The sequence below is a fragment of the Ruegeria sp. TM1040 genome, from assembly GCF_000014065.1.
Lineage (GTDB): Bacteria > Pseudomonadota > Alphaproteobacteria > Rhodobacterales > Rhodobacteraceae > Epibacterium.
Map to the genome: position 1 here is coordinate 1,921,753 of NC_008044.1, position 26,185 is coordinate 1,947,937.

Here is a 26,185-nt window from a genome sequence, read left to right on the forward strand (position 1 = left end):
AAGCACGCCAGACGCGGCGTGCTTTTCTGTGTCTCGATCGGGGGGGGATCAGCCTTTGGCCTCTTCCCACGGGCGGGTGTAGACCGAGAGCACCTCGCCCACCGCCGCTGTGTCACTGCCGTTCAGGCTGACCTGAGCGACAAGACCGCGCTTCTTGTCATCGCTGACCGAGGTCACACGCGCCGCAAGACCTGCGTCCTTGAGTGCGCCGTCATAGATGCGCGTGATCGCATGGCGGCGCAGATCCGGTTTGAAGATCTTGCCGACAGCAGTCTTGGGCAGTTCCGGCAGGATGGTCATGTGCTTCGGGATCGCGGCGCGCTCGCGCACATGGCGCTTGCAGTAATCCAAAAGCTCCTGCTCTGTGGCAGAGGCGCCATCCACCAGTTCCACAAAGGCGCAGGGCAGCTCGCCCGAATGCGCATCCGGCTGGCCGATCGCCCCGGCAAAGGCCACCGCATCATGGCCCAGAAGCGCCTCTTCGATGTCGGCAGGGTCGATATTGTGGCCGCCGCGAATGATCAGATCCTTGGCCCGTCCGGTGATCCAGAGATAGCCGTCGGGATCGACCCGCCCCAGATCGCCGGTGCGCAGATGGGTGTCCTGATAATAGAGGTCGATGTTCTTGTCGGTCTCGGTATAGGTATTGCCGGCAAAAACGCCCGGCGTCTGGACGCAGATCTCGCCGATCTCATCCGCGCCACATTCTTGCAGCCCCTCCGGTGTGCCTTTGACGATTTTGATATCGCAATAGGGGAAGGGAATGCCGATGGAGCCGACTTTCTTTTCGCCTTCAACCGGGTTGCAGGACACAAGACAGGTCGCCTCCGTGAGACCATAGCCCTCGACAATGGTGATGCCTGTCGCTTCTTCAAAGCGCCGGAAGAGCTCGAGCGGCAGCGGTGCTGAGCCCGAAAACGCGGTCTTCACCGTCGAGACATCAGCGTTCACCGGGCGCTGCATCTTGGCCGAGATGGCCGTGGGCACAGTGATGATAAAGGTGATCTTCCAGCGCTCGCAGAGCTTCCAGAAATTGTCGAACACCCCCTCGCCGCGATAGCCCTGCGGGGTCGGGAACACCACATGCGCGCCAGAGGACACCGCCGCCATCACGATCACATGGCAGGCAAAGACATGGAACAGCGGCAGCGGACACATGATGTTGTCCTCTTCCGAGAACAGCAGCGTATGTCCGAGCCAGCCGTTGTAGATCAGCCCCTCATAGGTATGCTGCGCCACCTTGGGCATGCCGGTGGTGCCGCCGGTGTGGAAATAGCAGGCCACCCGGTCGCCTTCGCTGTCGGCAAAGGCCAGCTCTGTCGGCTGCTTTGCCAACTCGCGGTTGAAATTCTTGTAGTCCGCATGGGCATGGGCCTTGTTCACCTTGGGGCGAATGAGCGGGACGATCCAGGATTTCGGCGGCGTCAAATAACGGTTGAGATCCACCTCCAGCACGGTTTTGACATTGGGCGCATGGGCCACCGCCTCGGCCACTTTTTGCGGCACGTCGGTCTTGGGAAACCCTTTGAGCGTCACCACCACCTTGGCGCCGGTCTCGCGCAGGATCGACGCGATCTGTTCGGGTTCAAGAAGCGGGTTGATCGGGTTCACGATCCCCGCCACCGCACCGCCCAACAGCGTGATCAGCGTCTCGTTGGAATTGGGCAGCACATAGGCCACCACGTCCTTTTCTCCGATCCCGAGCGAGCGAAACAGGTTGGCCGCCTGACAGGTCTTGGCCTTGAGCTCGCGCCAGGTCAGCGTCTCCGCCTTGTCCGTGGGACCGGAAAAGATCTGGTAGCTGACGGCGGGATTGTTCGGGAACCGCTCCGCCGTGCGTGACAACAGACCATAAAGCGTGCGCGGGATGTCGCGCTCCTGCCAGGTGCATTCCTGCTCGATCGCCGCGACATCTGCCACAGTTGCAAAAGCCATTCGATTTCCTCCCCTGAAGCGTCTCGCGCGATGCAAGGCGCCCCCAATCTTCAAATTTTATGGCCCCGGCGCAGCTCAGCCCCCTCCGACATCGTGGTCGAGAGGCCCCAGACCATGCGCCAAGGCCTTGTGATCGTCCTCTGGACCAAGATGATTGGAATTTAAAGACCACGCAAGCGAGACGGCAAATTCACCTAAGGTAAGGCGCAATGTGACGCTGCGCCATTTTGATCCGCCCGGCGGATGCCCCCGCGCGACACCGCTCTCGCAGTCTCTCTGCCGGGGGCAAAGCGCCGGGTTGCCTGCGGGTTACCCCTGCGCCTGCCCGTCGGTGAACTGCAGCCGCGCGAGGCGCGCATAAAGCCCGCCCTCGGCCACCAGGCTCTCATGGGTGCCCACCGCAACAATGCGGCCCTGATCCATCACCACGATCCGGTCGGCCTTTTTGACCGTCGCCAGACGGTGCGCCACCACAATGGTGGTGCGATCCCGGCTCAGGTCCTCAAACGCGGCCTGCACCAGACGCTCGCTCTCGGCATCCAGCGCCGAGGTCGCCTCATCCAGAAGCAGCACAGGCGCGTCGCGCAGGATCGCCCGCGCAATCGCAATGCGCTGTTTCTGCCCGCCCGACAGCATCACCCCGCGCTCGCCCACATAGGCATCATAGCCTTCGGGCAGCTTCATGATGAAGTCATGCGCGGCAGCGGCCTTGGCGGCGGCCTCGACCTCGGCGTCGCTCGCATCGGGACGGCCAAAACGGATATTGTCGCGCGCGGTGGCAGCAAAGATCACCGGATCTTGCGGCACCAGCGCGATGTGGCGGCGGAAATCATCGCGCGCCAGCGCCTGCAGCGGCACACCGTCCAGACGCACCTCGCCCGATTGCGGATCGTAGAACCGCTGGATCATCTGAATGATCGTGGTCTTGCCCGCCCCCGACGGGCCGACAAAGGCCACGGTCTCGCCCGGCGCGATGGTGAGGCTCACCTGATCCAGCGCCGAGACGTCCGGCCGCGAGGGATAGGTGAAGGACACGGTGTCAAAAGTCAGCTCACCGCGCACAGGCTCTGGCAGCACCTGCGCCACCTCAGGGTCGCGCACGCTGTCCTCGGCCTGCAACAGCTCCACCAGCCGCTCCGTCGCGCCTGCGGCACGCTGCAACTCGCTCCAGATCTCCGAGAGCGCCGCCACGGAGCCCGCCACCATCACGGCATAGATCACGAACTGCACCAGAGCGCCTTCGCTCATGGAGCCAAAGCGCACGTCGTTGGCCCCGATCCACAAGACGCCAACAACGCCCGAAAACACCAGAAAGATCACGATCACCGTCAGCAATGCGCGGGTCTGGATGCGCCGCTTGGAGACCTCATAGGAGGTTTCTGTCATCTCGGAAAAATGCGCCCGGCTCAGGTCCTCATGGGTAAAGGCCTGCACGGTCTGCACCGCGCCCAGCGACTCGCCCGCATTCCCCGACGAGGCCGCGATCCAGTCCTGGTTCTCCCGCGAGATCACCCGCAGACGCCGCCCCAGAAACAGGATCGGCACGATCACCGCCGGCACGATCAGCAGAACCATCGCCGTGAGCTTGGCCGAGGTGAGCAGCATCAGCACCAGACCACCGAGGAAAATCAACAGGTTGCGCAGCGCAATGGATGCAGAAGACCCAAGCACCGACTGAATGAGCGTGGTATCGGTGGTGATCCGGCTCAGCACCTCGCCCGTCATGATACGCTCGAAAAACGCGGGGCTCATGCCGATGATGCGGTCAAACACCGCCTTGCGGATATCGGCCACCACCCGCTCGCCCAGCTTGGTCACCAGCGCATAGCGTATCCCCGTGCCCAGCGCGAGCAGCGCCGCCATGATCATCGCAGCCGTAAAATACTGGTTCAGCAATGCGGCATCGGTGATGCGGAAGTTGTCCACCACCCGGCGCACCGCCAGCGGCAGCGACAGCGACACGCCTGCCGTCAGGGTGAGCGCAGCCAGCGCGGCAAAGATCAAGCCACGATACGGACGCATGAACGGCCAAAGCGCCTTCAGGACTCCGATCCTGCGCGAGGTCTCGCGTTCCTCGTTGCTGGCCGTATTCTGCACTGCACCTCGTGCCATGAGCGCTCCTTTGCTCGTCCTCCGCGTCCGGCACGCAGAGCGCGCCCGTCAACTGCGTGTCATGGCCCCGCACCAAGGGCAGGTCAAGGCTGCATTGCGGCAAGACCCGAGAACAATCGCCGCAGCTTGACCGTACAAGCGCATGAAAGATCGGGCCTTTTGACTGCCCAGAGCAGTTCCTGCCCCACCCGCCCGCAAGCGCCCTGAGCCAACGATCAGTTATTGCGCCCTGTGGCGAGAAGAGTGTCTGAATAAATTCAATAGCTTACATGAAACATCCCGCCACAGATGTCCCAAGGCGGCATGGGCAAGTGATTTTGCGGATCGGTAAAAGCTGATCGACGCGGGCCTGCCACGCCTGTATTCACCACCGCTTAATGTGTTTGCGCTAACGAAGCGCCACATACCTAGTGGAGGACACACACGTGTTTCGTTCTGTTGCAATCAAAGCTATCTTCTCAATCGCGGCCTTCGCCAGCAGTGTTTCGGCGCTGGAGTTCAGGATCACCGCATCCGGACTTGATAAAGACCGTCACTCCTACGAGCTCGAGCTGATGGAGCTGGCGCTCTCCAAGGCGGATGGAGATCATACGCTTACCCTCGTTGACCCGGGCAATTCCAACCAGACCCGCCTGCTGGCGCAGCTGGCTGCCGGCTCCGAGGAGTTCGACGTCATCTTCTCTGGCGTCAGCAAGGAACGCTACGAAAGCCTGACGATCGTCCCGATCCCATTGCAGCGCGGCCTCCTTGGCCATCGCATCCTGATCTCGAACGAAGACAGCCTGCCCGCATTGCAGACTGTCGAAACATTTGAGGATCTGAAGAAAATTCGCATCGGCTCCGGCACCGGATGGCCGGATACCGAAATCCTCGAAAGCGCGGGTCTGAACGTCAGCGCCGCAGCCTATGAAAACCTCTTCACCATGACGGACAAGGGCCGGGTTCAGGGCTACGCGCGCGGCGTGGCAGAGCCCTTTGCGGAGGTGACAAAGCGGTCCGAGAGCCACCCGAACCTGCGCGTGGATAGCAGCCTGATGATCGTCTATCCCTTCGATACGTTCTTTTTTACAGGGCCCGAGGATCAGGAACGCGCGGACATCATTCTGCAGGGGCTGGAGCGCGCTTATGAAGACGGCAGCTTCATGGCGCACTTCAACAGCCACCCCAATATCCAGTCGGTGTTTGAGCAGGCACAGATCGACAACCGCCTTCGCTTCGACATCCCCAATCCGCTGCTGCCCGAAGAGATCTCGAACCTGCCGGATCATCTCTGGCATGGGCGCTGATCCCAACGGGACCAACAGCGCCCGGGGCGAGGACCCTGCGCCTGTCGTATGCGGCGGCGGTAGGGTTCAAACATCATCGGTCATGGCACGGAAAGCTGACTAACTGCAGGAAAAGGCGGGGGCAGATGCCTCCGCCTTTGGTTTGGAAGGGCTGGAAACCCGGTGGCCCGATCATGGCCGATCGTGCAATGCTTGCTCATAGCGCGGAGGCGCACGAGGAGGACAGATCATGAGCGACGGGACAACCAGTGGCTGGCAGCGCTTCGACAAGGCGGCATTTGGCATCATCTACGGTGCGATCATGGTGCTGAGCATCATGCTGGCACAGGGCGGTCACCCGACCCCGCCGCTGGAAACCGCCATCGTGTTGTTCGGCTCGGTCCTGGCCATCACGCTGGCAAAGGCGTTTGCCGAACTTCTCTCGCACGCGCTGGACACACGAGAGCGCATGACGCGCGGCAGCTGGCGCGCCGCCTGGCACCACAGCACGCCGACACTTGCCGTCGCCAATGTGCCGACCGCGCTGTTTCTGGCGGCCTGGCAGGGCTGGATCGGCGAGGAAACGGCCCTGTTTCTGTCTCAGGTCATGTGCGTGACACTGCTGGCGCTTCTTGGTGGGCGCGCCGGTTGGGTTCTGGATCGGCGCCTGCTCCCGGCACTGCTTGGGGCGGGATTTGCCGGCGGGGTCGGCCTGCTGCTCGCCAATCTCAAGCACATCATCCACTGAGGCGCTGGCCTCTTGAGGCCCTGTTGGCGCTGGCCCCGCGGGGATTGCGCAACTACTCGCGTTTTTCAGGCCTGAGGCGCCATAGGTTTTTGCTCTGAGCCACAAGGCCCGGACGCTCGGACGCCCCCTCGCCGCTGCGCAAAAGCCGGCTCAGATCCGCGCCCACGATCTGGCTGTAGATATGATAGAGGTGCCCCGTCGGGCCTTCGCTGGGCAAGTCGCTCAGATCGATCACCTCGACGCCCGTGAGACGCGACACCGGGTTTCCCGCCTCCCCGAGCCGCGGGTAGCCATGCACTTGCGCCGAAAGCGCAAGCGGTCGGTCACCGCTGGTGACATAGATGGTCAGGTTTTCTGCGATTGGGCGAATGCGTGGCAGGATGCGTTCAAAGATCCCAAAGTCCATATCCGGCGCCAGCAGCACGACCTGACCCAGCTGCATATCGGGGCGCCGATTGGCCACCTCGGCCAGCGCCAGCACGACCCCGCGCGCCCCGAGGCTGTGCCCCATGACCGCAACCTCGCCGGGGCCAAAGCGCTCGTGTAATTCGATAATCGTGTCCGCGAGGTCCGGCAGGCTCCAATAGAGATCGACCTCATCGTGCGTGTAATAGGCGGCGGCCCCATCCGAGGGCCAGCTGAACCACAAAAGCCGCCCCTCAAGGTCCGCGTTCTGCTGCAACAGCGCAGCCCGGCGGCAGCCTTTTTCAAAACTGATGTAGTAGCCATGGACATAGAGCGCAGGCCCCTGTGCCCCGGCGGTCGCTTCGAGCTGGTCCAGAATGGCGCCGGTGGGGGCCTCCTCTATGGCCTGAACGCGCAACAGCTCCTCGCGCAGGAAATTCGGAGCGACACCGGCAAGGGGCGCAAGCACGCCAAGGTCGAGTTCTTCGACGCGACAGCGGCCGGCTTTGGGATCACTGCGCTCACCTGCGTAGAACTCCGCCGGATCATCAGATCCGGTCCGGTTCCGGAGCGTGACATAGGGAAACTCTGCAACCTCAATCTCCGACTGGGTTTCAGATTGGGCCTCCGATTGAGCCTCAGACTGGGCCGCCAGTGGCGCGGGGATCACGCCAAATGGACCGCCAAGGCAGAGGATCACAGATATCGAACGGGCAACGGCTGGCAGAAATGTCTTCATGCTCCGCTTATACGTCAGACTGATCCAACCTAGAAAGTTCTTTCGCAGCTTAGGGTTGTTCTCAGCCAACAGCGCCTGCCCGCGCAGCCAAGCTATGCCAACGGGCCCCGCACCAGACGCGCAGCCTGAAAACGCAGTGGCCTGAAAAATGAAAGCCCTCTGCGAAAGGCTTTTGCGCCTTCGGCGTGGCTGTGACACCCTCACGCCGAGGGCAGCAAATCGGGGTTTTGAGGCACAACATGTACAACACTCGGATCGCGAGGATCACCGGCAAGGTCTCCATCCCCTGCGTCCTTTTGGGGCTTTTGTGCTTTGCAGCCTCGCTGACCCCCTCCTTGATCCCGCGCGGACCAATGGCGCAGGGCATCCTTGGGGGGCTGGTGATGGCCATCGGCTATCTGATCGGTCACATCGTTGGCCTCCTGTGGCGCGCGGCCGATCTCCCCCGGTTGCCCCGGCGGGCAGAAAGAGGCCTCACACAGGTGATCGCCATTGTGCTTGCGGGGGTCTTTCTCTGGGTGCTGGGGTCCAGCCTCAGATGGCAAAACGACATTCGCGCAAAGATGGGCATGGAAGAAGCAGACGCGCTTCAGCTTGCCACGATCCTCGTGATCGCGCTTGCGACGTTTACACTCGCCTTTGCGCTCGGGCGTCTCGTCGCCGCGCTGTTTCGCCTGATCCGGTCGTGGTTTTATCGCATCATGCCGCCTCGGCGCGCCAATGTGCTGGGGGTCGTCGCAGTGGTGCTGATCCTGTTTTTGGGCACGCGCGATGGCATTATCGACCGGCTCGTCACCGGGCTCGACGAAAGCTACGAGGCCGCTCAAGAGCTGTTCGACAAAGCCCCACCACCCCCGGCTGCGCCACACCTGACCGGCAGCGCCGCCTCGCTGGTAGACTGGGCATCCATCGGCAAGCCGGGGCGCGATTTCATCAGCTCCGGTCCAACCGCCGAGGACATCTCGGCCTTCACCGGCCAGCCCGCGCGCGACCCGATCCGGGTCTATGTCGGCCGCGCCAGCGCAGAGACGCCAGAGGCGCGCGCCGAACTGGCGCTGGCCGAATTGATCCGGCAGGACGCCTTTGCCCGCGACGTTCTGATCATGACAAGCCCCACCGGCACGGGCTGGATGGATCCCGGATCCCACGACCCTGTCGAATACATGCATGGTGGCAATATCGCGACGGTGGCCGTGCAGTATTCCTACCTGCAGTCGCCGCTCGCCCTGATCCTCGAGACACGCACGGGTCTTGAACAGGCCACCGCGCTGCAGGATGCCGTGCACGGATACTGGAAGACTCTCCCCGCCGACGCACGCCCCCGTCTCTATGCCCACGGGCTGAGCCTTGGGGCCTGGTCCTCCATGCATGCCACAAACATGTTCCGGCTGCTCAACGATCCGATCGACGGCGCCTTCTGGGCCGGTCCCCCCTTTCCGTCGACCTTTTGGAATTATGTCCAGAACCGGCGCAATCCGGGCACGCCCTGGGTGCTGCCGGAAATCGGCGACGGGTCGCTGGTCCGCTATGCCTCACACACGGCAGATGCGTCCGAGGCCGCGGCAGAGTGGGGCGAGATGCGCATCGTTTTCCTGCAGTATTCCAGCGATCCCGTTGTGTTTTATGATCCGCGCTCGCTCTGGCGCGCACCGCCATGGATGCGGGATCCGCCCGCCGCAGACATGACGGAACATTTCATCTTCATGCCCGTCGTGACCCAGTTCCAGCTCGCGCTCGACATCGCGCTGTCTTTTGGTGCCCCACCCGGCCACGGGCACGCCTATTATGCGCGCGACTATATCGGACCGTGGTTGCAAGTCACCGCGCCGCGAGACTGGTCCCCCGAGGACACCGCGCGCCTGATCGCGCATTGCAATACCGGCTTCCAACAAGGCTGCGCCAACGCCCGCCGCTAGCCTCCTTGTCGCCCCTCAGGCGCAGCCCCCCGCGCGGTCGCGTTCTGACGAAACAGCAGGTGGCGGCACTCCTGCTCTCTCGCCTCAGGTCTCGACGCAAGGCGCCCCGCTCGGGGCAAACGCGCAGACACACTGCACGCGTGGCAACGTGACAAACAAAAAGCCCCCTCCCATTGCGGGAGGGGGCATCTCTGGTATGCGCCATCAGCTCTGCGCCGTGGCCCAGCCGGGGGCGTTACCCTTGGTTGTAGGACTGGCCTTCAGCCGTGTTCCCGATCCCCGGCTCCAGAACATCAGAGAGCTCGGCCTCATCGATTTCCGCCATATCCGCGACGCCGTCTTTGTTCGCGTCGACTTCTTCAAAGACTTTCTTGGTGAGCGACGGATAGGCGTCCTTCAGCTCAGCGAAGGTCAGCGCACCGGCTTCCTCCACACCATATGGCGAGGGGTCGTAGGTGCCTGTGGCCTCTGCTGCGCTCATGTCATCGTTCAGCACGCCCGACTGCTCGGCCGCATCAACCTCTGCCATATCGGCGACACCGTCCTTGTTCACGTCGACCTGCTCAAAGATCTTGCGGTCGATCGCGGGATAGGCCTCTTTCATCTCAGTGAACGTCTGCGCAGCCGCAGTGTTCAGATCGGCCATTGCCGGGGCAGCCATCAGGGCAGAGATTGCGGCGGTGGTCAGTGCAAAACGTTTCATTGTGTTGTCCTCCTTTTCAGGATCGCAGTGTGTTTATAAAGGCTTGCGCCTTCGTCACACCCCACCAACACGCAACATCCAATGTTGTTCCTGAGGCTCTCAATTCCGTGATCAAGACGTGATCTCATCTCCGGACATCGCTCTTCCACCGCATCGCGCGGCCCCCGGGCGCAGCGTCGGCAGTCCTGCGTGGCAGCCCAGGAGAACGGCTACCGCTGCGGCGCATTCTGCGCAGACAGCACCGCGGCACCGCCCCGCCAACTTTGGTGCACGAATTTTGTGCAGCGGCCCATTTCTGCGAGAAATTCAGAACAATTTGGTATATTCAGGATTCCGATTTTACCGGTTGTGAGTGGCCCATGCCTACGATTTACGATTCTTTTGCCGACACCCCAGGCAGCGCCGTGCGCCTGGACGTAGGCAGCCCGTATGAAGTCAGACTGACCCAGGCCGAGCTTGATGCGGCGGCCACGTTCGGCAACCCCGAATACGACTACTTCGAGTTTTACGCGGACCCCTTCACGACCTACACGGTCCAAGTGATCGCGGCAAATGACGCCATCGATCAATCCCTCTGGCTGCCCTCCCCGACTTGGCCGGGCTATAATACCGAGTTCGGATTCTCCGCCCCCGACGGTACGATGGTGACGCTCGAGGACGGGTATTCGGTGCGCAACTGGGATCCTGGCGACAGGCTCATCACCACTCTTTATGATGGCGGGCTGGTCCGCATGGCGGTGCGATTTGACGGCTGGTTGCAGGAATATCGGACCGGCGAGGACCTGTCCGACCTGCCCGGCTCTGACCGCAGTTTCTTTATCCGCATCGTCGAAGGCGATGTCGCCGGAACGCAGCCGCAGATCGACACCGTCGGCACGGGACCAGACGCCCTGGAGGTTTCGCCAGAAGACGCCTCCGGGATCATCACCGGAGAGCTGGAGGATCTCGAAGGTACGCCGGACGTCGACGAGTATCTGTTCACCCTGCGCGCAGGTTTCCATTACGATGTGGTGGTGCGTGGCGCCACCGGCGCACAATCCGGCGAAAGCCCGGGGGTGTTCAGGGTCACCGTCAGCGAGGAAAATGGCGCAAGCTCCTGGACGCTTGAATCGGATGTCGACCGCATGTCGACCGGCGATGTGGAGCAGACGATCACCTCTGTGCGCATCGGAGATGGGTTTGGCAGCCTTCTCCTCGAGCCGGGCGAAGAGATCGACGTGCGCGTTTCAATCCAAAGCATCTATGACCCCAATCGCGAAGTCAGCCCCTACCAAACCGGTGGATATTCCGTCGGCGGATATGAGATCGAGATCCTTCCGACCGATGACGATCACGGCAACAACCGTCTCACGCCAAGCACGATCTCCGTTGGGGGCTGGCAGTCGGGCACTCTGAACCCCTATTACGAGATCAGCGCCGCCGAACCCTTTGGCGATCGCGACTGGATGGAAATCGTCGGCGGTGTCGAAGAGGGGCGCTACTATGTTGCCAGCTTCGACTACAGCGATGGCCGCCCCTTCTCGATGTTCGCTAGCTTTCATAACTCGGTGTCCACCGAGACCGTGCGGGCCCCCGATTATGCGATCTGGCAGCCGAACTACACCGGCGCAGCCTGGCTCGAAGTGGACTCGAACTTCATCGGGTCGGCGGACTGGCGGGTCAGTCTCGGTAGCTATGAAACCCTGGAACTCGGCAACCGCTCAGACGAGAGACTGACCGGCACCGCAGGCGAAAACTTCCTTGATGGGCGCGGCGGCGCAGATCTCATTGTGGGACGGGGGGGCGCGGACCAGCTCATTGGCAATGGTGGCAATGATACCATCAAAGGCGGCGGCGGGCATGACATCCTGAGCGGTGGCGCCGGCAAGGATGTGCTCAAAGGCAATGGCGGCAACGACGCGCTGAACGGCGGCGGCGGGCGTGACAAGCTCATCGGCGGACGCGGAAATGATACCATGTCCGGGGGCGATGTCAGAGACGTGCTCAAAGGCGGCGGCGGCAATGACGTCCTGGACGGTGGTGAAGGCCGCGACAAACTGATCGGCGGCAGTGGCAACGATACGATCACCACGGGCTTTGATGGCGATGTGGTCAGGGCCGGAAGCGGCATCGACACGATCATCATCGCAGGCCCCGAGGGTGACCGGGATCTGCGCATCCGCGGCACGATGGACGACGGGGATATCCTCGATCTCTCCGCGCTGAATATCGACAGCTATTTCGTCGAGGACAGTTTTGCGGGCGGTGGCGCATCCTCCGTCCGCACGCGCGGGGATGGCTTGGGCTATGACATCGACTTTGACGGGGACGGCATCGGCGATCGCTCGATCTTCTTTGACAGCAGCGAAGATGCGGATCTCGTCGATCTCGAAGGTGTCGCAGTCCGGACCCCCGCAACCTACTACGAATACCTCGCCGAGACCCTGACGCCGCTGGAGTGGACGCCGACACGGGAACGCTACGTTTTGGATTCCTACGGCACATTCCAGTACGATCTGATCTCTGGCACCTCCGGCGCCGACCTCATCAGCAACGACGGACGTGCGGACAACTACTTGTACAGGGGACAGGTCCGCGCCGGTGCCGGTGATGACATCATCGACATGCAACTGCATTCCAGCCTCACCTACTACGGAGGGACCGGAGACGACTATTTCGTGTGGCAGCCTCCCGTCGACCCGAATTATGCGCTCTGGATCCGGCTCAATGATTTCAGGCAATACGGCGAAGAGGATTATATCGTCGTGCGGTCGGACATCTGGGGCGAAGGTGTGAGCATCGACAATATCACCTTTGACCGCATGCGCAGCGATGGCGACTACCTCGAGGCCCATATCGTCGGGACCAACGGTCTGGAAGGCACGATCTCCGTGACACAGCCTTTTCGGTCTTCGGACCCGCTGCGCAACAATGATGCAACCTCCGCCGATTTCCTCAATGTGGACGCCTTCATCTTTGTCTGACCCGCGCCAACAGGCGCATCCCGTCTGGCGCATCAGACAAGGCGAAAACGCCCTCTGACAGCATCAAACGCAGACGGTTTCAAATGCGGGTGTGGGGCAAATGGCAGAGGCCGTTTGCCCCGGGCATCAGGCGGCTCGCCCCTTCCCCCCGGGTGCCCCTCGGTGCAGCACCACGCCCAAACGCGGCACGCGCAGAGTTCCCATCAGCGGCCTCATGGGGCATGCCCACGTGGACCACACTGCGCATCGCTGCTTGGCCCCTGCTATCGTGTTAGCGGTATAGCCATTTCAGAGAGAATTTGGAGCGGGTAGCGGGAATCGAACCCGCACCTTAAGCTTGGAAGGCTCTTATGATACCATTTCACCATACCCGCTTCGTAGCCCGTGATTTATGTGAAGGTTTTTGGGGCGTCAACCACATATCCGGGATTTTTCATCCCCAATCGGCAATGAACACTCAAGAGCACATATCGCGCAGACGCAGGCGCTGCGCGGCGCTCGTAGCGTCGGTCGCATCTACGGTCACGGGCCAGCAGACGCGGCAGGGATCTCGGGCAGGCCAACCCGCGCAGACACAGGCCTGCCAGAAACGCGCAGACAGGCCCCCGCGAAGTATTTGTGCCCCTGCCCTTTCCCGTCCTGCGGTTGCACCCTAGGTTCAGGGAACACGCGACCCCGCCCGATTTCTCAGCCACCGGACCCCAGCAGCCAGCCATGACCGCACACTCCGCGCGCCCGCGCATCGCCATCCTCACGTCCCATGGTCAGCCGTCCGCGCCACCCCCGCCCGAGATCCATCTTGCCGCGGTGGCCGCTGCCGTGCAGGACCACCTGCCCGATTGGGAGGTGCGCTCGGCCACCCTGTCCTCCAAAGGATTTCTGGAGGCCGCCATGCGCGAGGATGGGGCGGTGATTTACCCGTTTTTCATGGCGCGCGGCTGGTTCACCGGCAAGGTGCTGCCCGGCAGGCTCAAGGGCTGGCGCTACCGCATGGCAACACCCTTCGGGCTTGACCCCGCGCTGCCGGCGCTCACCGTGGCCGCAATCCGCAGCGCCTTGCACGCGCGCGGCTGGAAAGTGGCGGAGTCTGAGGTGCTGCTGGCCGCCCATGGGTCTGCCCGTGGCCCCAAGGCGGCTGAGGCCGCCGAGGCCTTTGCCAGCACCCTGCGCGCGCAGATGCCAGAGCTGCGCCTGACCACCGGATTTGTCGAAGAGACGCCCTTTGTGGCCGAGGCCGCGCGCAACTGCGGCGCGCAATCCCTGTGCCTGCCGTTCTTTGCACAGACCGGCGCGCATGTGCGTGAAGACATTCCCGCGGCCCTTGCTGAGGCGGGCTTTGAAGGTGACCTGCTCCCGGTCCTCGGTGCGTTGCCGGGGGTGGCGAAACTGATGGCAGATGCGATTGAACGGGCCGCGGAAACGGAGCTCTCTTCGCCACCTGCTGCCTGAGCCCTGCCGAGCGCAATATTTGCGCAGGGCGCAGTCTTGCGAATAATTTTTGATCAAATTCTCTTGCCAGCGCCCGCTGCTCACGCCAATGTGTCTCCAGCAAGACAAGGAGCACGCGCATGGATCTCTCTGCGCTCAAGACAATTCGCATCGCCGCCTGTGATCTCAACGGGCAGATGCGCGGCAAACGACTGCCTGCGGGCATGGCGGCAAAGCTGGGCGAAGGCTCGGCGCGGATGCCGTTCTCGGTTCTGAACGTCGACATCTGGGGGCGTGACATCGAAGACAGCCCGCTGGTGTTTGAAACCGGCGATGCCGATGGCATCCTTCTGCCCACCAAACGCGGCGCGGTGCCGATGCCGTGGCTTGCGACCCCCTCGGCGCTGGTGCCGATGAAGATGGTGCATGAAGATGGCCGCCCTTTCCTTGGCGATCCGCGTCAGGTGCTGGCGCATGTGCTGGACCGCTACGCCGAAAAAGGCTGGCAGGTCGCCGCCGCAACCGAACTTGAGTTCATCCTTGTCGATGACGCGGGCACCGAACCCCTGCCCCCGATCGACCCCCTCACAGGGCGCGCGCTCGATCAGCAATCGGTGCTCTCGATTGCCGAACTGGACGCCTATGACGACTTTTTTACCGATCTCTATGACGGCGCTGAGGCAATGGGCATCCCGGCGCAGGATGCAATTTCCGAGGCCGGTCTGGGCCAGTTCGAGATCAACCTGACCCATCAGGACGCGATGCGCGCCGCCGATGATACCTGGCTCTTTAAGGCGCTGGTGAAAGGCGTTGCACGCAAGCACGGCTTTGCCGCGACCTTTATGGCCAAGCCCTATGCCGAGGAATCCGGCAATGGGATGCACGTGCATTTCTCGGTGGTGGACAAAGACGGCGTCAATATCTTTGACAATGGCGGCCCCGAGGGCACGCCTGCCCTGCACGCCGCCGTGGCGGGCTGCATCAACGCGATGCGCGACAGCTCGCTTGTTTTTGCCCCGCATGGCAATTCCTACGACCGTCTGGTGCCGGGTGCCCATGCGCCGACCTCGGCGGCCTGGGCCTATGAGAACCGCACTGCGGCCATCCGCATTCCCGGCGGCAGCCCGAAGGCGCGGCGGATTGAGCACCGGGTTTCCGGCGGCGACATCAACCCCTATTTGATGCTGGCCACCGTGCTGGGCGCAGCCCTCATCGGCATGGAGGATGGCGCCACGCCGCCGCCGCCCTCTGAGGGCAATATCTATGACATCGACGGCCTGCCGCAGCTTGCGGGCAGCTGGGCCGAGGCGATCGACCTCTTTGAAAACAGCCCCCTCATCGCCCGCATCCTGCCGCCGATGGCGATCCGCAATCTGGTGATGACAAAGCGCCAAGAGCTCAAGGGCTTTGCCGAGCGCCCCCCCGAGAGCCATTGGCTCTCGTGGCTGGAGGCCGTATGACGCGGGGAGCGCCCCTTGCGTCTCACGTCCATGTTTTGATCATATTTGGTGACTTATGAAGATCGGCATCCTGCAAACCGGCCACGCGCCCGACGAACTGAAGCCCACCTCCGGCAATTACGATGCGATGTTTCGCAAGCTGCTTGCGGGGCATGGCTTCAGCTTTGACACCTATCCCGTACTGGATGGTGTCTTTCCCGAGGGCGCCGAGGCCGCGGATGGCTGGCTCATCACCGGCTCCAAACACGGTGCCTATGAAGACCACGACTGGATCCCGCCGCTTGAGGATCTGATCCGCCAGATCCACGCGCGGAAGATGCCCCTTGTTGGCATCTGTTTTGGTCATCAGATCATCGCGCAGGCACTTGGCGGCAAGGTCGAAAAATTCAGCGGCGGCTGGAGCGTGGGCCACACGCAATACCGCCTGCATGGCGCGCCGGTTGAACTCAATGCCTGGCACCAGGACCAGGTGGTGACACGCCCCGCCGAGGCCCGCGTGATCGGCGAGAGCGATTTTTGCGCCAATGCCTTTCTCGCCTATGGCGACCACATCTGGACCTCGCAGCCGCATCCCGAATTTGAAAACACCTTTGTCGACGGGCTCTTGCGCACGCGCGGCAAAGGCGTGGTCCCCGACGCACAGCTGAACGCGGCCGAGGCCTCCCTCGACCGCCCCACCGACTCCACCCAAATTGCACAAGAGATTGCCGACTTCTTCAAGAAAGTGAGGACCTGATGCCGACCCCGACGCGCTGGCAGGAAAAACTGCCCGAAGCTGCCACGACCTATCTGGAGGGCCGTCGTCTCGACGAGGTTGAATGCGTTATCTCGGACTTGCCGGGCATCGCCCGGGGCAAGGCGGTGCCAGCGTCGAAATTTGCCAAGCAGGACTATTTTTACCTGCCCGACAGCATCTTTTATCAGACCATCACCGGGGATTGGGCCGAAGCCGCCGACGAGGACGGCTGGATCGAAAAGGACATGCTGCTGCGCCCGGACATGAGCACCGCAACCGCCGCCCCCTGGACCGGCGACTGGACTCTGCAGGTCATCCACGATGCCTATGACCGCGACGGCAACCCGATCCCCTTCAGCCCGCGCAACGTGCTGAAACATGTGGTGAGCCTCTATGAGGCGCAGGGCTGGAAACCCGTGGTGGCGCCGGAGATGGAATTCTATCTCGTGGCCCGCAACGTCGACCCCGCGCGCGACATCCAGCCCATGATGGGCCGCTCTGGCCGTCCGGCGGCGGCGCGTCAGGCCTATTCGATGACAGCGGTGGACGAATTTGGCCCCGTCATCGACGACATCTATGATTTTGCCGAGGCGCAAGGCTTTGAAATCGACGGCATCACCCAGGAAGGCGGTGCCGGGCAGCTGGAAATCAACCTGCGCCATGGCTCGCCGGTGAAGCTAGCCGATGAGGTGTTTTACTTCAAACGCCTGATCCGCGAGGCCGCGCTGCGCCATGATTGCTTTGCCACCTTCATGGCAAAACCGATCGCTGATGAGCCGGGCTCTGCCATGCATATCCACCACTCGGTGATCGACATCGAGAGCGGCGAGAACATCTTTTCCGGTCCCCAAGGTGGTGAAACGGATGCGTTTTATCACTTTATCGGCGGGCTGCAGAACCACCTTCCTGCCGGTCTCGCGGTGATGGCGCCCTATGTGAATTCCTATCGCCGCTATGTGAAGAACCACGCCGCGCCGATCAATCTGGAATGGGCGCGCGACAACCGCACCACCGGCATTCGGGTGCCGCTCTCCAGTTCCGCCTCGCGCCGGGTTGAAAACCGCATCGCCGGGATGGATTGCAACCCCTATCTCGGTATCGCGGTATCGCTGGCCTGCGGCTACCTCGGCCTGATGGAAGAGCGCCGCCCCACCCGCCAGTTCAAAGGCGATGCCTATGAGGGCGAAGGTGACTTTCCGCAGGTCATGGGTCAGGCGCTCGATCTCTTTGACGAGTCCAAGGCGCTTCACGAGGTGCTCGGCCCCGAATTCGCCCGGGTCTACAGCACGGTGAAGCGCGCAGAATACGAAGAGTTCCTGCAAGTGATCTCGCCGTGGGAGCGTGAGCACCTGTTGCTCAACGTCTGATCCATCAGCGCTGCGCCCGGTCAAAGGCGCAGCGCTTTAGGTATTTATCAAAAGATGAAGTCCCCGGTCGGCCTGTGCCGCCTGCCGGGGCGAAAGACGAGGCCGACCCGATGACGCTGAACCTGCTGCATGCAAACGACCGACCCGGAAAATACCCCCAAAGCTGGTACGCCGCCACCGCAACGCCGGGGGTGCATTACCCGTCTTTGACGGGTGGGGTCAGGGCGGATGTCTGCATTGTGGGCGCGGGCTACACCGGGCTCTCGGCGGCGCTGCATCTGGCCGAGGCGGGCCGCTCCGTAGTGCTGTTGGATGCGCAGCGTGTGGGCTTTGGGGCGTCCGGGCGCAATGGTGGGCAGCTCGGGTCCGGCCAGCGCCAGGACCAGGAGGTGCTGGAGAAAATGGTGGGCGCCGAGGATGCCGCCCACCTGTGGCGCCTCGGCGAAGAGGCCAAGGACCTCGTCAAAGACCTGATCTCCAAGCACCAGATCGACTGCCACCTGAAGCCGGGCGTGGCCTGGACTGCGGAACGTTCGGGCGATGTGACGCATCTTCATGACTACGGTCGCCACCTTGAAGACCGCTATGGCTATGATCAGATTGAGTTTCTGGATCAGGACGCCTGCCACGCCATGTGCCCCTCCCCGGCCTACAAGGGCGGTATTCTGGATCATGGCGCGGGGCATCTGCACCCGTTGAATTTTGCGCTGGGTCTGGCGCGGGCCGCTGCAGAGGCCGGTGCGCAGATCTATGAGCGCAGCGAAGTCTTTGCCATCGAGGACGGACCGCAGGTGGAAGTGCGCACGGGCGAGGGCACCGTGCGGGCCGATCACGTTATACTGGCCTGCAACGGCTATCTCGGCGGGCTCAACGAGCAGGTCGCCACACGCGTGATGCCGATCAACAATTTTGTCGCCGCCACCGAGCCTCTGGGCGATGACGCCGCGCAGGTTCTGGCGCGCGATGTGGCCGTGGCGGACAGCAAATTCGTGGTGAACTATTTTCGCCTGAGCCATGACAAGCGGCTGCTGTTTGGCGGCGGAGAAAGCTATGGTTATCGCTTCCCGAGCGACATTGCCGCCAAGGTGCGCAAACCCATGACGGAGATCTTTCCGCATCTTCATGATGTAAAGATCGACTACGCCTGGGGCGGCACCCTGGGGATCACCATGAAGCGTCTGCCCTATCTGGCGCGGGTGTCGCCGCGGATCCTCTCGGCCTCAGGGTATAGCGGTCATGGGGTCGGCACCGCCACCCATGCGGGGCGGCTGCTGGCAGAGGCCATCGCAGGCCAGAGCGAGGGGTTCAACACGATGGCGCGCATTCCCACGACGCCCTTCCCGGGTGGCCCCAGGATGCGCTCTCCGCTTCTGGTGCTGGCGATGACGTGGTTCTCCTTGCGCGACCGGTTGGGGATCTGATCCGGCCTGACGTCGGGGGCCTTGCCCGCAGTTTGAGATGCCCGGGGGCTCTGCCCACAGTCTAAAAGTTCGGGGGCTCTGCCCAAGGTTGTTGTCTGTTGGGGGGCTCCGCCCCCGGGACCCCCGAGATATTTTTGAAAAGATGAAGCAGAGCGAAATCCAGCGAATCTGCTTTTTTGCGCGGCGGGTCGCCCGGCGCTTTCTGAGGGTAAAATCCCCCGTCTGAAGGCAACAGTTTCGTGAAATTCCTGTCAACCAAACCCCGGAACGCGGGGGACTCCTTGGCATTGTTGCGCCGTTGTTTTATAATTTTGAAAAGGTAAATTCAGGATTTTGAAATATGAAGCAGGCATCCTCTCCACAGGTCCCGAACACCGAGGTTCCAAACGTGCACCAGGGCGAACCGATCCCTGAGGCGGCGCGTGACGCGATCGAGGCCTTGATGCAATCAGGCGATCTGTTTCGCTATACCGCGCCGCAGGATGCGCCGGTCTCGCTCCTTGAGACAGAGTTTGCCGAGCTGTTGGGGTCGAAATATGCGCTGGCGGTGTCGTCCTGTTCGGCGGCGCTGTTCTTGTCGCTGAAGGCGCTGGATCTGCCCCGGGATGCGCGGGTCTTGATCCCCGGCTTTACCTTTGCGGCGGTGCCGTCATCGGTGGTCCATGCGGACTGTGTGCCGGTGCTTTGCGAGGTCGGAGAGAACTACCGCATCAACATGGCCGATTTCGAGGCCAAGCTCGATCAGGACATCGCGGCGGTGATCATCTCACACATGCGCGGGCACACCTCGGACATGGACGCGATCATGGCGCTCTGCGAGGCGCGCGACATTCCCGTAGTCGAGGATGCGGCCCATTCGCTTGGTACCACCTGGCACGGTCGCAACATCGGCACGATCGGCAAAGTGGGCTGTTTCTCGTTTCAGTCCTACAAGATGCTGAACGCCGGCGAAGGCGGGATCCTCGTGACCAATGACGCCGATGTGGTGGCGCGCGCGGTGATCATGTCCGGCGCCTACGAGCACAACTGGCAGAAACACAAACCCGCCCGTGGCGACAATGGCACCGCGCTGGCAGAGGCTTTTGGCCGCTGGCAGAACCTGCTGCCGCTTTATAACCTGCGGATGAGCAACCTTTCGGCCGCGGTCATTCGCCCCCAGATCCCCGAGCTCGCGCGCCGGGTCGCGGACGGGCTGAAGAACCACGACTATGTGGCGGCAAAACTGAATGCGCATGCCAATTTCCACGTCCCCGCGCCGCTGGCGCCGGAGCGGCGCGCCCCGGACTCGATCCAGTTCAACCTGGTGGGCATGGATGATGCGCAGATCGAGGCCTTTGCAAAGGCCACCGCCGACAAAGGTGTGAAGGTTCAGATCTTTGGCCGCTCGACGGACAACGCGCGCGCGTTCTGGAACTGGCAGTTCCTCAAGGATCTGCCAGAGTTGCCTGAAACCCGCGCCATGCTGATGCGCGCCTGCGATGTGCGCCTGCCGGTCCGGTTGACGCAAGACGAGTTGGACGTGATCGCCCAAATCCTGCTGTCCTCGGTCGAGGAAACCATGGCCCGCGCCGCCGCCTGAGGCAGCCCCCCCTTGCACCATCCCAATAGGGCCGCGTCAGAGCGCGGCCCTATCTTGTTGAGACCCTACATCAGCGCCCGATCCCCCGCCGCGCGACAGCGCGGCGCCCGGCCCAACGGGCGGCGCCACATCTTGATGTGGCGCAGGCGGGCGGGAGCGCTCCCGCGCAGCATGTCCACGCGCACCCCCAAACGCAAAAAAGCCCCGGATTATCCGGGGCTTTCTTATCACGGGTGGCACTCTGCCGTCTCAGCTCAGCTTGGAGAGCTTCTCTTGCAACTCGGCTAGTTGGCGTTTGATGTCGCCCAGATCTTCTTCGCCCTCTGCCGCAGGGCTGCCGTCCTCGCCACCGCCGCCGGTCCAGCCGCCGCCAAAGCCGCCGGTCATGGCCTTCAGAAACGCTTCCTGCTGGGCTTTCATTGCCTCGAACCCGGGCATCTGCGCCATCGGGTTCATCGCATTCATGTTCTCCATCATCTTCGACTGGCTGTCGCGAAACATGTCAAAAGAAGCCTGCAGAAACTGCGGCATCACCCCGCCTCCGGGCACCATGTAGCTGCGCACCAGATCATTCAGCACATTGACCGGCAGCACATTTTCGCCCCGGCTCTCATGCTCGGCAATGATCTGAAGCAGATACTGTCGGGTCAGGTCATCCCCGGTCTTGAGATCAATGATCTGCACTTCCCGCCCATCGCGGATAAAACCGGCGATGTCTTCCAGTGTCACGTAATCGCTGGTCTCCGTATTGTAGAGCCTGCGACTGGCATAGCGTTTGATCAGCAGAGGCTTATCCTGTTCCGCCATTCTTTTCTCTCCCGAACATCTGCGCGTTGCAGAAAACCCTAGGCGAGCCTGTCTCAAAAAGAAAGTGCTGAAAGCAAAAGGAGATGCCGCCGATGCCGTCGCAGGACAGCACAGGATTATGCCGGGGAACACGGGCGTCGCTGCAGCTGCACGCTCTGCCCTGCCGCGCTTTGCCCCCATCGCGCGCCATGGCCCAAGGCCCAAGACCCGCGCAACCTCACAAAATCAGCCATACAAAAAGGGCAGGCGCTGGGCCTGCCCTTCTTCTTCGGGGGATTGTCTCTAGGGAGGAGAGCTAAACAAGCCCCCGGACTTTCCGGGCAGCGCTTACTTTGCAGCAGCTGCTTTCTTGGCTGCGGTGGAGACCTCTTCGGTGGCCTTCTTCACAACAGCGCTTGCTTCTTCGGACATGTCCTTGCCAGCCGCCATCAGCAGCTCAACGGTGTCCATCTGGACCTTTTTTGCAACTTCGGCAAAGGCGGCCATGTTTTCGGCAGCAACTTCAGCGGAAGCAGATGCAAAGTCGGTGGCCGCTTTGGCGTAATCCGCAGGCTCGGTCTTTGCTTTGGAGATTTCACCCATCTTGGTCAGGGTGTCTTTGGTCCACTTGGAGGAAATCTCGGCGTTTTTCTCAGCCGCATCCAGAGCAACTGCAGAGAGTTTCTCGTTGAGGGCTGCGGAGCTTTTGAAGAAGCCTTCCATTGCGGAGGTGTCCACAGGGAAGGATGCCATCATGTCTTTCATCATCGCGGAAAAATCTTGGGTCTTAGCCATCGTACTCATTCCTTATTTACGTGTCCCCGGCGACGCGCCGGTGGGGTCCTGGCAGGACATCCCCGCCGTTGACCCCAATATGCATGCCGCACCGCAGCATTTCAAGTAATTTTTGCTGCGTTGCAGAAATTTCATCCTGATTTTATGAAATCGCCGCGCGCCCAAAGGGCGGCAACCTGATGCGGTGCAAACGTTTGGCACGGGCGTCACAGCCCCAGCCTGACGCCTTGCACCCCTTATTTGCAAGGGCTTCACCGAGATCGAGCGCGCACAGAGCCCCTTGCGCCGCCAGCGCACGCTGTCCTGAACAGAAATTAAGCAGCCTCTGTCATTGTGAAGGGATCGCGATACCGGGCCGTGGCCTGACACCCCACAGCCCAAGGAGAACAGGCCCCAGAGACCACCCCCTCATTGGGTGCAGGGGATCAGGACCAGATGCGGGCCTCGCCCGCACCATCTCTCCGCCTCCCCGGGGATTGCATCTCTGGTGGCGGCGCCGCCATTTCGCTCTTTATGCCTTCCGGGCTGATCTCAGCCACCAAACGCCCCCGCCACAGAGATCCGGCACTTCGACGGGGCACCCAGACAACCGACCGGCAGACCACCAGCGGATCGATCACATCAACCGGGCAGAAGAGGCGCGTCTGTCTCGACGGGCCTCATTGGCGCAGCCGTGGCGCGCGCGCCAGTGGTTTCAGCATGCGCGCTGTGCGCCATGGCCGCTTCGCCGCGCCCGGGCTTTGGTCGCCCCGTGACGCGCGCCCGCGCAATTGAGCACGCAAGCTAGGCGCAGGTTGCGCTCCGTTCTGTTGCGCCGCATTCTGGTCGCTCTCGCTCTTCCCAAGCCGCATTTGCCAAACCGGATCCTCATGCCCCCTGCGCCTGCATCAAAATGCTCTCTCCTTCTCGCACGGTTTCAGCCGCGCCGCGTCTCAAGGGGCGCTTCATGGCTCGGACTGAGCCTCACATTTTGCCTCCTCGCCCTACTTCTGTCGGCCTGTGGACGCAGCCCGACAGAGCGCGAACAGATGTTTCTCGGCAAGATCCACGGTGAGAGTCTCGACTACAGCCGCCTGCGCCTCGTCGAGGGGGCGCCCCTGCGCGCGGTGACCTTTCGCCGCCCTCAGCGCCCACGCGTGACCTGCCGCGAACGCATCCTGCCGCCGCGCCCGGCTGGCGAGCTGGTCACCGCCTCTCCCGCCGCATTGGCGCTGTTCAACCACATCTTCTTCACGCGGGACTGGTTCCTCCCAGACTACACCCCCGAATACCCGGAGGCGCTCCACCTCGTCGAAGCAATGCTCCTCGCGCATGAGGCCACCCATGTCTGGCAATGGCAAAACCGCGCAGTTACCGGCTATACCCCGCTCAAGGCGCTTGGCGAGCACAGCCGCTCCAGCGATCCCTATCTCTTTGATCTGGACGGGCCCGCGGATTTCCTCGCCTACGGCTACGAGCAGCAAGGCACCATTGTCGAAGAATACGTCTGCTGCCGCGCCCTCGCCCCTGACGCTGCCCGCACCCAGCGCCTGCACGCGATGCTCGCAAGGGTGATGCCGGTCTCTGACCTCCCGCAAAGCCGCGAAAGCGATGTGTATCTGCCGTGGAAAGATGCCAAAGTGGCCGGCATCTGCGATTGAGGCAAAGCGTCTGTCTTGGAGGGGCTCTGCCCCCGGCCCTGCGGGCCTCCCCCGGGATATTTTCCGTTAGAAGAAGTGGGGCGCGCGCCGGCCTTCTTCTGACCACAAATATCCCGGAGCGCGAGGCAGAGCCTCGCATCCTGCCACACGCCAGAGAGCACCGCGTTCAGCGCTCGACCAGAACGCCGTCCTCAAGATGCAACACCCGGTCCATTCTTGCGGCCAGCTCAAGATTATGCGTGGCGATCAGCGCCGAAAGACCCGTCTCGGACACCAATTGCATCAGCACTTCGAACACTTGATCCGACGTCGCCGGGTCCAGGTTTCCGGTTGGCTCATCCGCGAGCAACAGCCGCGGGCGATTGGCCAGGGCGCGACAGAACGCCACCCGTTGCTGCTCGCCGCCGGAAAGCGCCGCGGGGCGATGCGCGGCGCGGGTTTCGAGCCCCACAAGCGCCAGGAGCTCGGCGCCGCGCGCTTCGGCGTCCCGCTGCGAGATGCCATTGGCGAGTTGCGGCAGCACGATATTCTCCAGCGCCGAGAACTCCGGCAGCAGATGGTGGAACTGATAGACAAAACCCACATCCTGCCGCCGCACCCGCGTGCGTTTGCGATCGCGCGCGCCCGCCATGTCCTGCCCGGCAATCTCCACCCGGCCTGCGTCGGCCACATCCAGAAGCCCGGCAATCTGCAGAAGCGTCGATTTACCCGCCCCCGAGGGCGCCACCAGCGCCACAACCTCGCCCGCATGCAGGGTCAGATCCACGCCGCGCAGAACCGCAACCTCACCAGGGGTGCCAGCCAGATAGGTCTTCCTCAGGCCTTCGATTTTCAGCGTCACCTCACTCATAGCGCAGCGCCTCCACCGGGTTGAGCCGTGCCGCACGTCGGGCCGGGAAGATGGTCACGACAAACGACAAGCCCAGCGACAGACTCACGGCCGAGATCACATCGCCTGCGCGCAGTTCCGCAGGCAGTGCATAGATGCCCCGGATCGACGGATCCCAGACCCCGCCGCCCATCACATAGTTCACAAAAGAAAAGATCGGGTCGATATATATCGCAAAAAGGCAGCCGAGGATCACGCCCAGCACGGTGCCGATCACGCCGGTGATCGACCCGCAGATGAAGAACACCCGCATCACCGACCCTTCGCTGAGGCCGATGGTACGCAGGATGCCGATGTCCCGGCCCTTGTTTTTCACCAGCATGATGAGGCCAGAGACGATGTTCATCGTCGCGATCAGCACCAGGATCGACAGGATCACGAACATCACGTTGTCCTCGACCTCCAGGGCGCGCAGAAACCCGCCGGAGCTGTCGCGCCAGCTCCAGACGCCATATCCCTGCCCTGCGGCCTGCAGCAAAGGCAGCACATATTGATCGACAGCTTCGGGATCGGCCACCATGACCTCGATCTCGTCGGCAACACCTTCGCGGTTGAAATAGCTCTGCGCCTCGGCAAAGGGCAGATAGGCGCGGGTGTTGTCGATGTCATAGCGCCCTGCGGTAAAGACATAGACCACCTCATAGGCATTCACGCGCGGGCTGGTGCCAAAGGCGGTCTTGACCCCGTTGGGTGAGATCAGCTTGACCTTGTCCCCGATCCCAAGGCCCAGCGTGCGGGCCACACCGGAGCCAAGCGCGATGCCGTCGTCAAAGCGGCCAAGATCGCCATAGGCCACGTCGCTTTGGGCAACACCCGGAATTTTGGCCAGGTCTTCGGCGTGGATGCCATAGACCTGCACGCCGGCGTTGCGATCCCCCCGGCTGGCCATCACCTGCCCCTTGATCAAGGGCGCGGCCTGCAACACGCCGGGCACCTGCCCCACTGCCTCAGCCAATGCCGCATAATCGGTGATGCGTCGATCCAGCGTGCCAGCCGCCGTGACCGTGCCATGAGCATAGACCGTGGCATGGGCATTGGCGCCCAGAATGGTGCCCACGAATTCCGACCGAAAGCCCGAGCGCACCGCAAGGGTGGCGATCAGCGCAAAGACCGCCAGTGTGATCCCAATAAGGGAAATCCAGGTCATCACCGAGACACCGCCTTCGCTGCGGCGGGCGCGCAGATAGCGCCAGGCAATCATCCATTCGAAACGGGAAAAAGGCGCAGTCGCAGCCATTTAGGAGGTGTTCCTCTCGCGGTGAACATAGGGCATCGCAGCCGCGATGCAGATCTCGCGC

General features: G+C 62.5%; 19 protein-coding genes and 1 tRNA gene. 11 read left to right on the forward strand and 9 right to left on the reverse strand.

Annotated features, from left to right (window positions below; translation table 11 throughout):
- Nucleotides 1-48: 48 nt before the first annotated feature.
- Both TM1040_RS13555 and TM1040_RS13560 read right to left on the reverse strand, forming a co-directional pair.
- On the reverse strand, nucleotides 49-1,935 hold the full coding sequence (locus TM1040_RS13555; protein WP_011539155.1) for an acyl-CoA synthetase: 1,887 nt from the start codon (nucleotides 1,933-1,935) through the stop codon (nucleotides 49-51).
- A gap of 309 nt (nucleotides 1,936-2,244) precedes the next feature.
- A complete protein-coding gene (locus tag TM1040_RS13560; RefSeq protein ID WP_011539156.1) occupies nucleotides 2,245-4,047 on the reverse strand; it encodes an ABC transporter transmembrane domain-containing protein in 1,803 nt (600 codons plus the stop codon).
- 425 nt (nucleotides 4,048-4,472) lie between these two features.
- On the opposite strand from TM1040_RS13560, the gene TM1040_RS13565 reads away from it, so the two are divergent.
- Nucleotides 4,473-5,333 carry an ABC transporter substrate-binding protein gene (locus tag TM1040_RS13565; protein WP_011539157.1) on the forward strand — a complete coding sequence of 287 codons (861 nt, stop codon included), beginning with the start codon at nucleotides 4,473-4,475 and terminating at the stop codon, nucleotides 5,331-5,333.
- Between the two features lie 229 nt (nucleotides 5,334-5,562).
- Entirely contained in the window at nucleotides 5,563-6,060 is a 498-nt protein-coding gene (locus tag TM1040_RS13570; RefSeq protein ID WP_011539158.1) for a hypothetical protein, read from the forward strand.
- A gap of 52 nt (nucleotides 6,061-6,112) precedes the next feature.
- Here the strand turns inward: TM1040_RS13570 and TM1040_RS13575 are convergent, their stop codons facing one another.
- On the reverse strand, nucleotides 6,113-7,204 hold the full coding sequence (locus TM1040_RS13575; RefSeq protein ID WP_011539159.1) for an alpha/beta hydrolase: 1,092 nt from the start codon (nucleotides 7,202-7,204) through the stop codon (nucleotides 6,113-6,115).
- Nucleotides 7,205-7,443: 239 nt separating this feature from the next.
- On the opposite strand from TM1040_RS13575, the gene TM1040_RS13580 reads away from it, so the two are divergent.
- A complete protein-coding gene (locus TM1040_RS13580; RefSeq protein WP_011539160.1) occupies nucleotides 7,444-9,120 on the forward strand; it encodes an alpha/beta hydrolase in 1,677 nt (558 codons plus the stop codon).
- Nucleotides 9,121-9,355: 235 nt separating this feature from the next.
- Here the strand turns inward: TM1040_RS13580 and TM1040_RS20525 are convergent, their stop codons facing one another.
- Nucleotides 9,356-9,823: a hypothetical protein gene (locus tag TM1040_RS20525; protein WP_011539161.1), complete on the reverse strand. Its 468-nt coding sequence runs from the start codon at nucleotides 9,821-9,823 to the stop codon at nucleotides 9,356-9,358.
- A gap of 359 nt (nucleotides 9,824-10,182) precedes the next feature.
- Here TM1040_RS20525 and TM1040_RS19785 point away from each other — a divergent pair, with 359 nt between their 5' ends.
- Entirely contained in the window at nucleotides 10,183-12,786 is a 2,604-nt protein-coding gene (locus tag TM1040_RS19785; protein WP_011539162.1) for a calcium-binding protein, read from the forward strand.
- 300 nt (nucleotides 12,787-13,086) lie between these two features.
- On the opposite strand, the gene TM1040_RS13600 is transcribed toward TM1040_RS19785, so the two are convergent.
- Nucleotides 13,087-13,160, reverse strand: a tRNA-Gly gene (locus tag TM1040_RS13600).
- A 340-nt stretch (nucleotides 13,161-13,500) separates the two neighbouring features.
- Here TM1040_RS13600 and TM1040_RS13605 point away from each other — a divergent pair.
- The 6 genes from TM1040_RS13605 (at nucleotide 13,501) to TM1040_RS13630 (ending at nucleotide 20,777) form a co-directional block, all read left to right on the forward strand.
- On the forward strand, nucleotides 13,501-14,235 hold the full coding sequence (locus tag TM1040_RS13605; protein ID WP_011539163.1) for a CbiX/SirB N-terminal domain-containing protein: 735 nt from the start codon (nucleotides 13,501-13,503) through the stop codon (nucleotides 14,233-14,235).
- Nucleotides 14,236-14,354: 119 nt separating this feature from the next.
- Nucleotides 14,355-15,674 carry a glutamine synthetase family protein gene (locus tag TM1040_RS13610; protein ID WP_011539164.1) on the forward strand — a complete coding sequence of 440 codons (1,320 nt, stop codon included), beginning with the start codon at nucleotides 14,355-14,357 and terminating at the stop codon, nucleotides 15,672-15,674.
- A 55-nt stretch (nucleotides 15,675-15,729) separates the two neighbouring features.
- Complete coding sequence (locus TM1040_RS13615) at nucleotides 15,730-16,410, forward strand: type 1 glutamine amidotransferase (protein ID WP_011539165.1); 681 nt, start codon at nucleotides 15,730-15,732, stop codon at nucleotides 16,408-16,410.
- On the forward strand, nucleotides 16,410-17,777 hold the full coding sequence (locus TM1040_RS13620) for a glutamine synthetase family protein (RefSeq protein ID WP_011539166.1): 1,368 nt from the start codon (nucleotides 16,410-16,412) through the stop codon (nucleotides 17,775-17,777). Before TM1040_RS13615 ends, TM1040_RS13620 begins: the two co-directional genes overlap by 1 nt.
- A 110-nt stretch (nucleotides 17,778-17,887) precedes the next feature.
- Complete coding sequence (locus tag TM1040_RS13625) at nucleotides 17,888-19,198, forward strand: NAD(P)/FAD-dependent oxidoreductase (protein WP_011539167.1); 1,311 nt, start codon at nucleotides 17,888-17,890, stop codon at nucleotides 19,196-19,198.
- A gap of 340 nt (nucleotides 19,199-19,538) precedes the next feature.
- The gene (locus TM1040_RS13630; protein ID WP_011539168.1) at nucleotides 19,539-20,777 is read left to right on the forward strand and encodes a DegT/DnrJ/EryC1/StrS family aminotransferase; all 1,239 of its coding nucleotides are present in this window, start codon (nucleotides 19,539-19,541) and stop codon (nucleotides 20,775-20,777) included.
- A gap of 249 nt (nucleotides 20,778-21,026) precedes the next feature.
- On the opposite strand, the gene phaR is transcribed toward TM1040_RS13630, so the two are convergent.
- Both phaR and TM1040_RS13640 read right to left on the reverse strand, forming a co-directional pair.
- A complete protein-coding gene (gene phaR, locus TM1040_RS13635) occupies nucleotides 21,027-21,584 on the reverse strand; it encodes a polyhydroxyalkanoate synthesis repressor PhaR (RefSeq protein WP_011539169.1) in 558 nt (185 codons plus the stop codon).
- Between the two features lie 327 nt (nucleotides 21,585-21,911).
- Nucleotides 21,912-22,358 carry a phasin family protein gene (locus TM1040_RS13640; protein WP_011539170.1) on the reverse strand — a complete coding sequence of 149 codons (447 nt, stop codon included), beginning with the start codon at nucleotides 22,356-22,358 and terminating at the stop codon, nucleotides 21,912-21,914.
- Nucleotides 22,359-23,227: 869 nt separating this feature from the next.
- Here TM1040_RS13640 and TM1040_RS13650 point away from each other — a divergent pair.
- Nucleotides 23,228-23,998, forward strand: coding sequence for a hypothetical protein (locus tag TM1040_RS13650; protein ID WP_011539172.1), 771 nt, complete (start codon nucleotides 23,228-23,230; stop codon nucleotides 23,996-23,998).
- Between the two features lie 166 nt (nucleotides 23,999-24,164).
- On the opposite strand, the gene TM1040_RS13655 is transcribed toward TM1040_RS13650, so the two are convergent.
- Together TM1040_RS13655 and TM1040_RS13660 are read right to left on the reverse strand one after the other, a co-directional pair.
- Nucleotides 24,165-24,848, reverse strand: a complete 684-nt coding sequence (locus TM1040_RS13655; protein WP_011539173.1) for an ABC transporter ATP-binding protein — start codon at nucleotides 24,846-24,848, stop codon at nucleotides 24,165-24,167.
- Nucleotides 24,841-26,124, reverse strand: a complete 1,284-nt coding sequence (locus tag TM1040_RS13660; RefSeq protein WP_011539174.1) for a lipoprotein-releasing ABC transporter permease subunit — start codon at nucleotides 26,122-26,124, stop codon at nucleotides 24,841-24,843. The genes TM1040_RS13655 and TM1040_RS13660 overlap by 8 nt, the downstream gene beginning before the upstream one ends.
- Nucleotides 26,125-26,185: the final 61 nt, after the last annotated feature.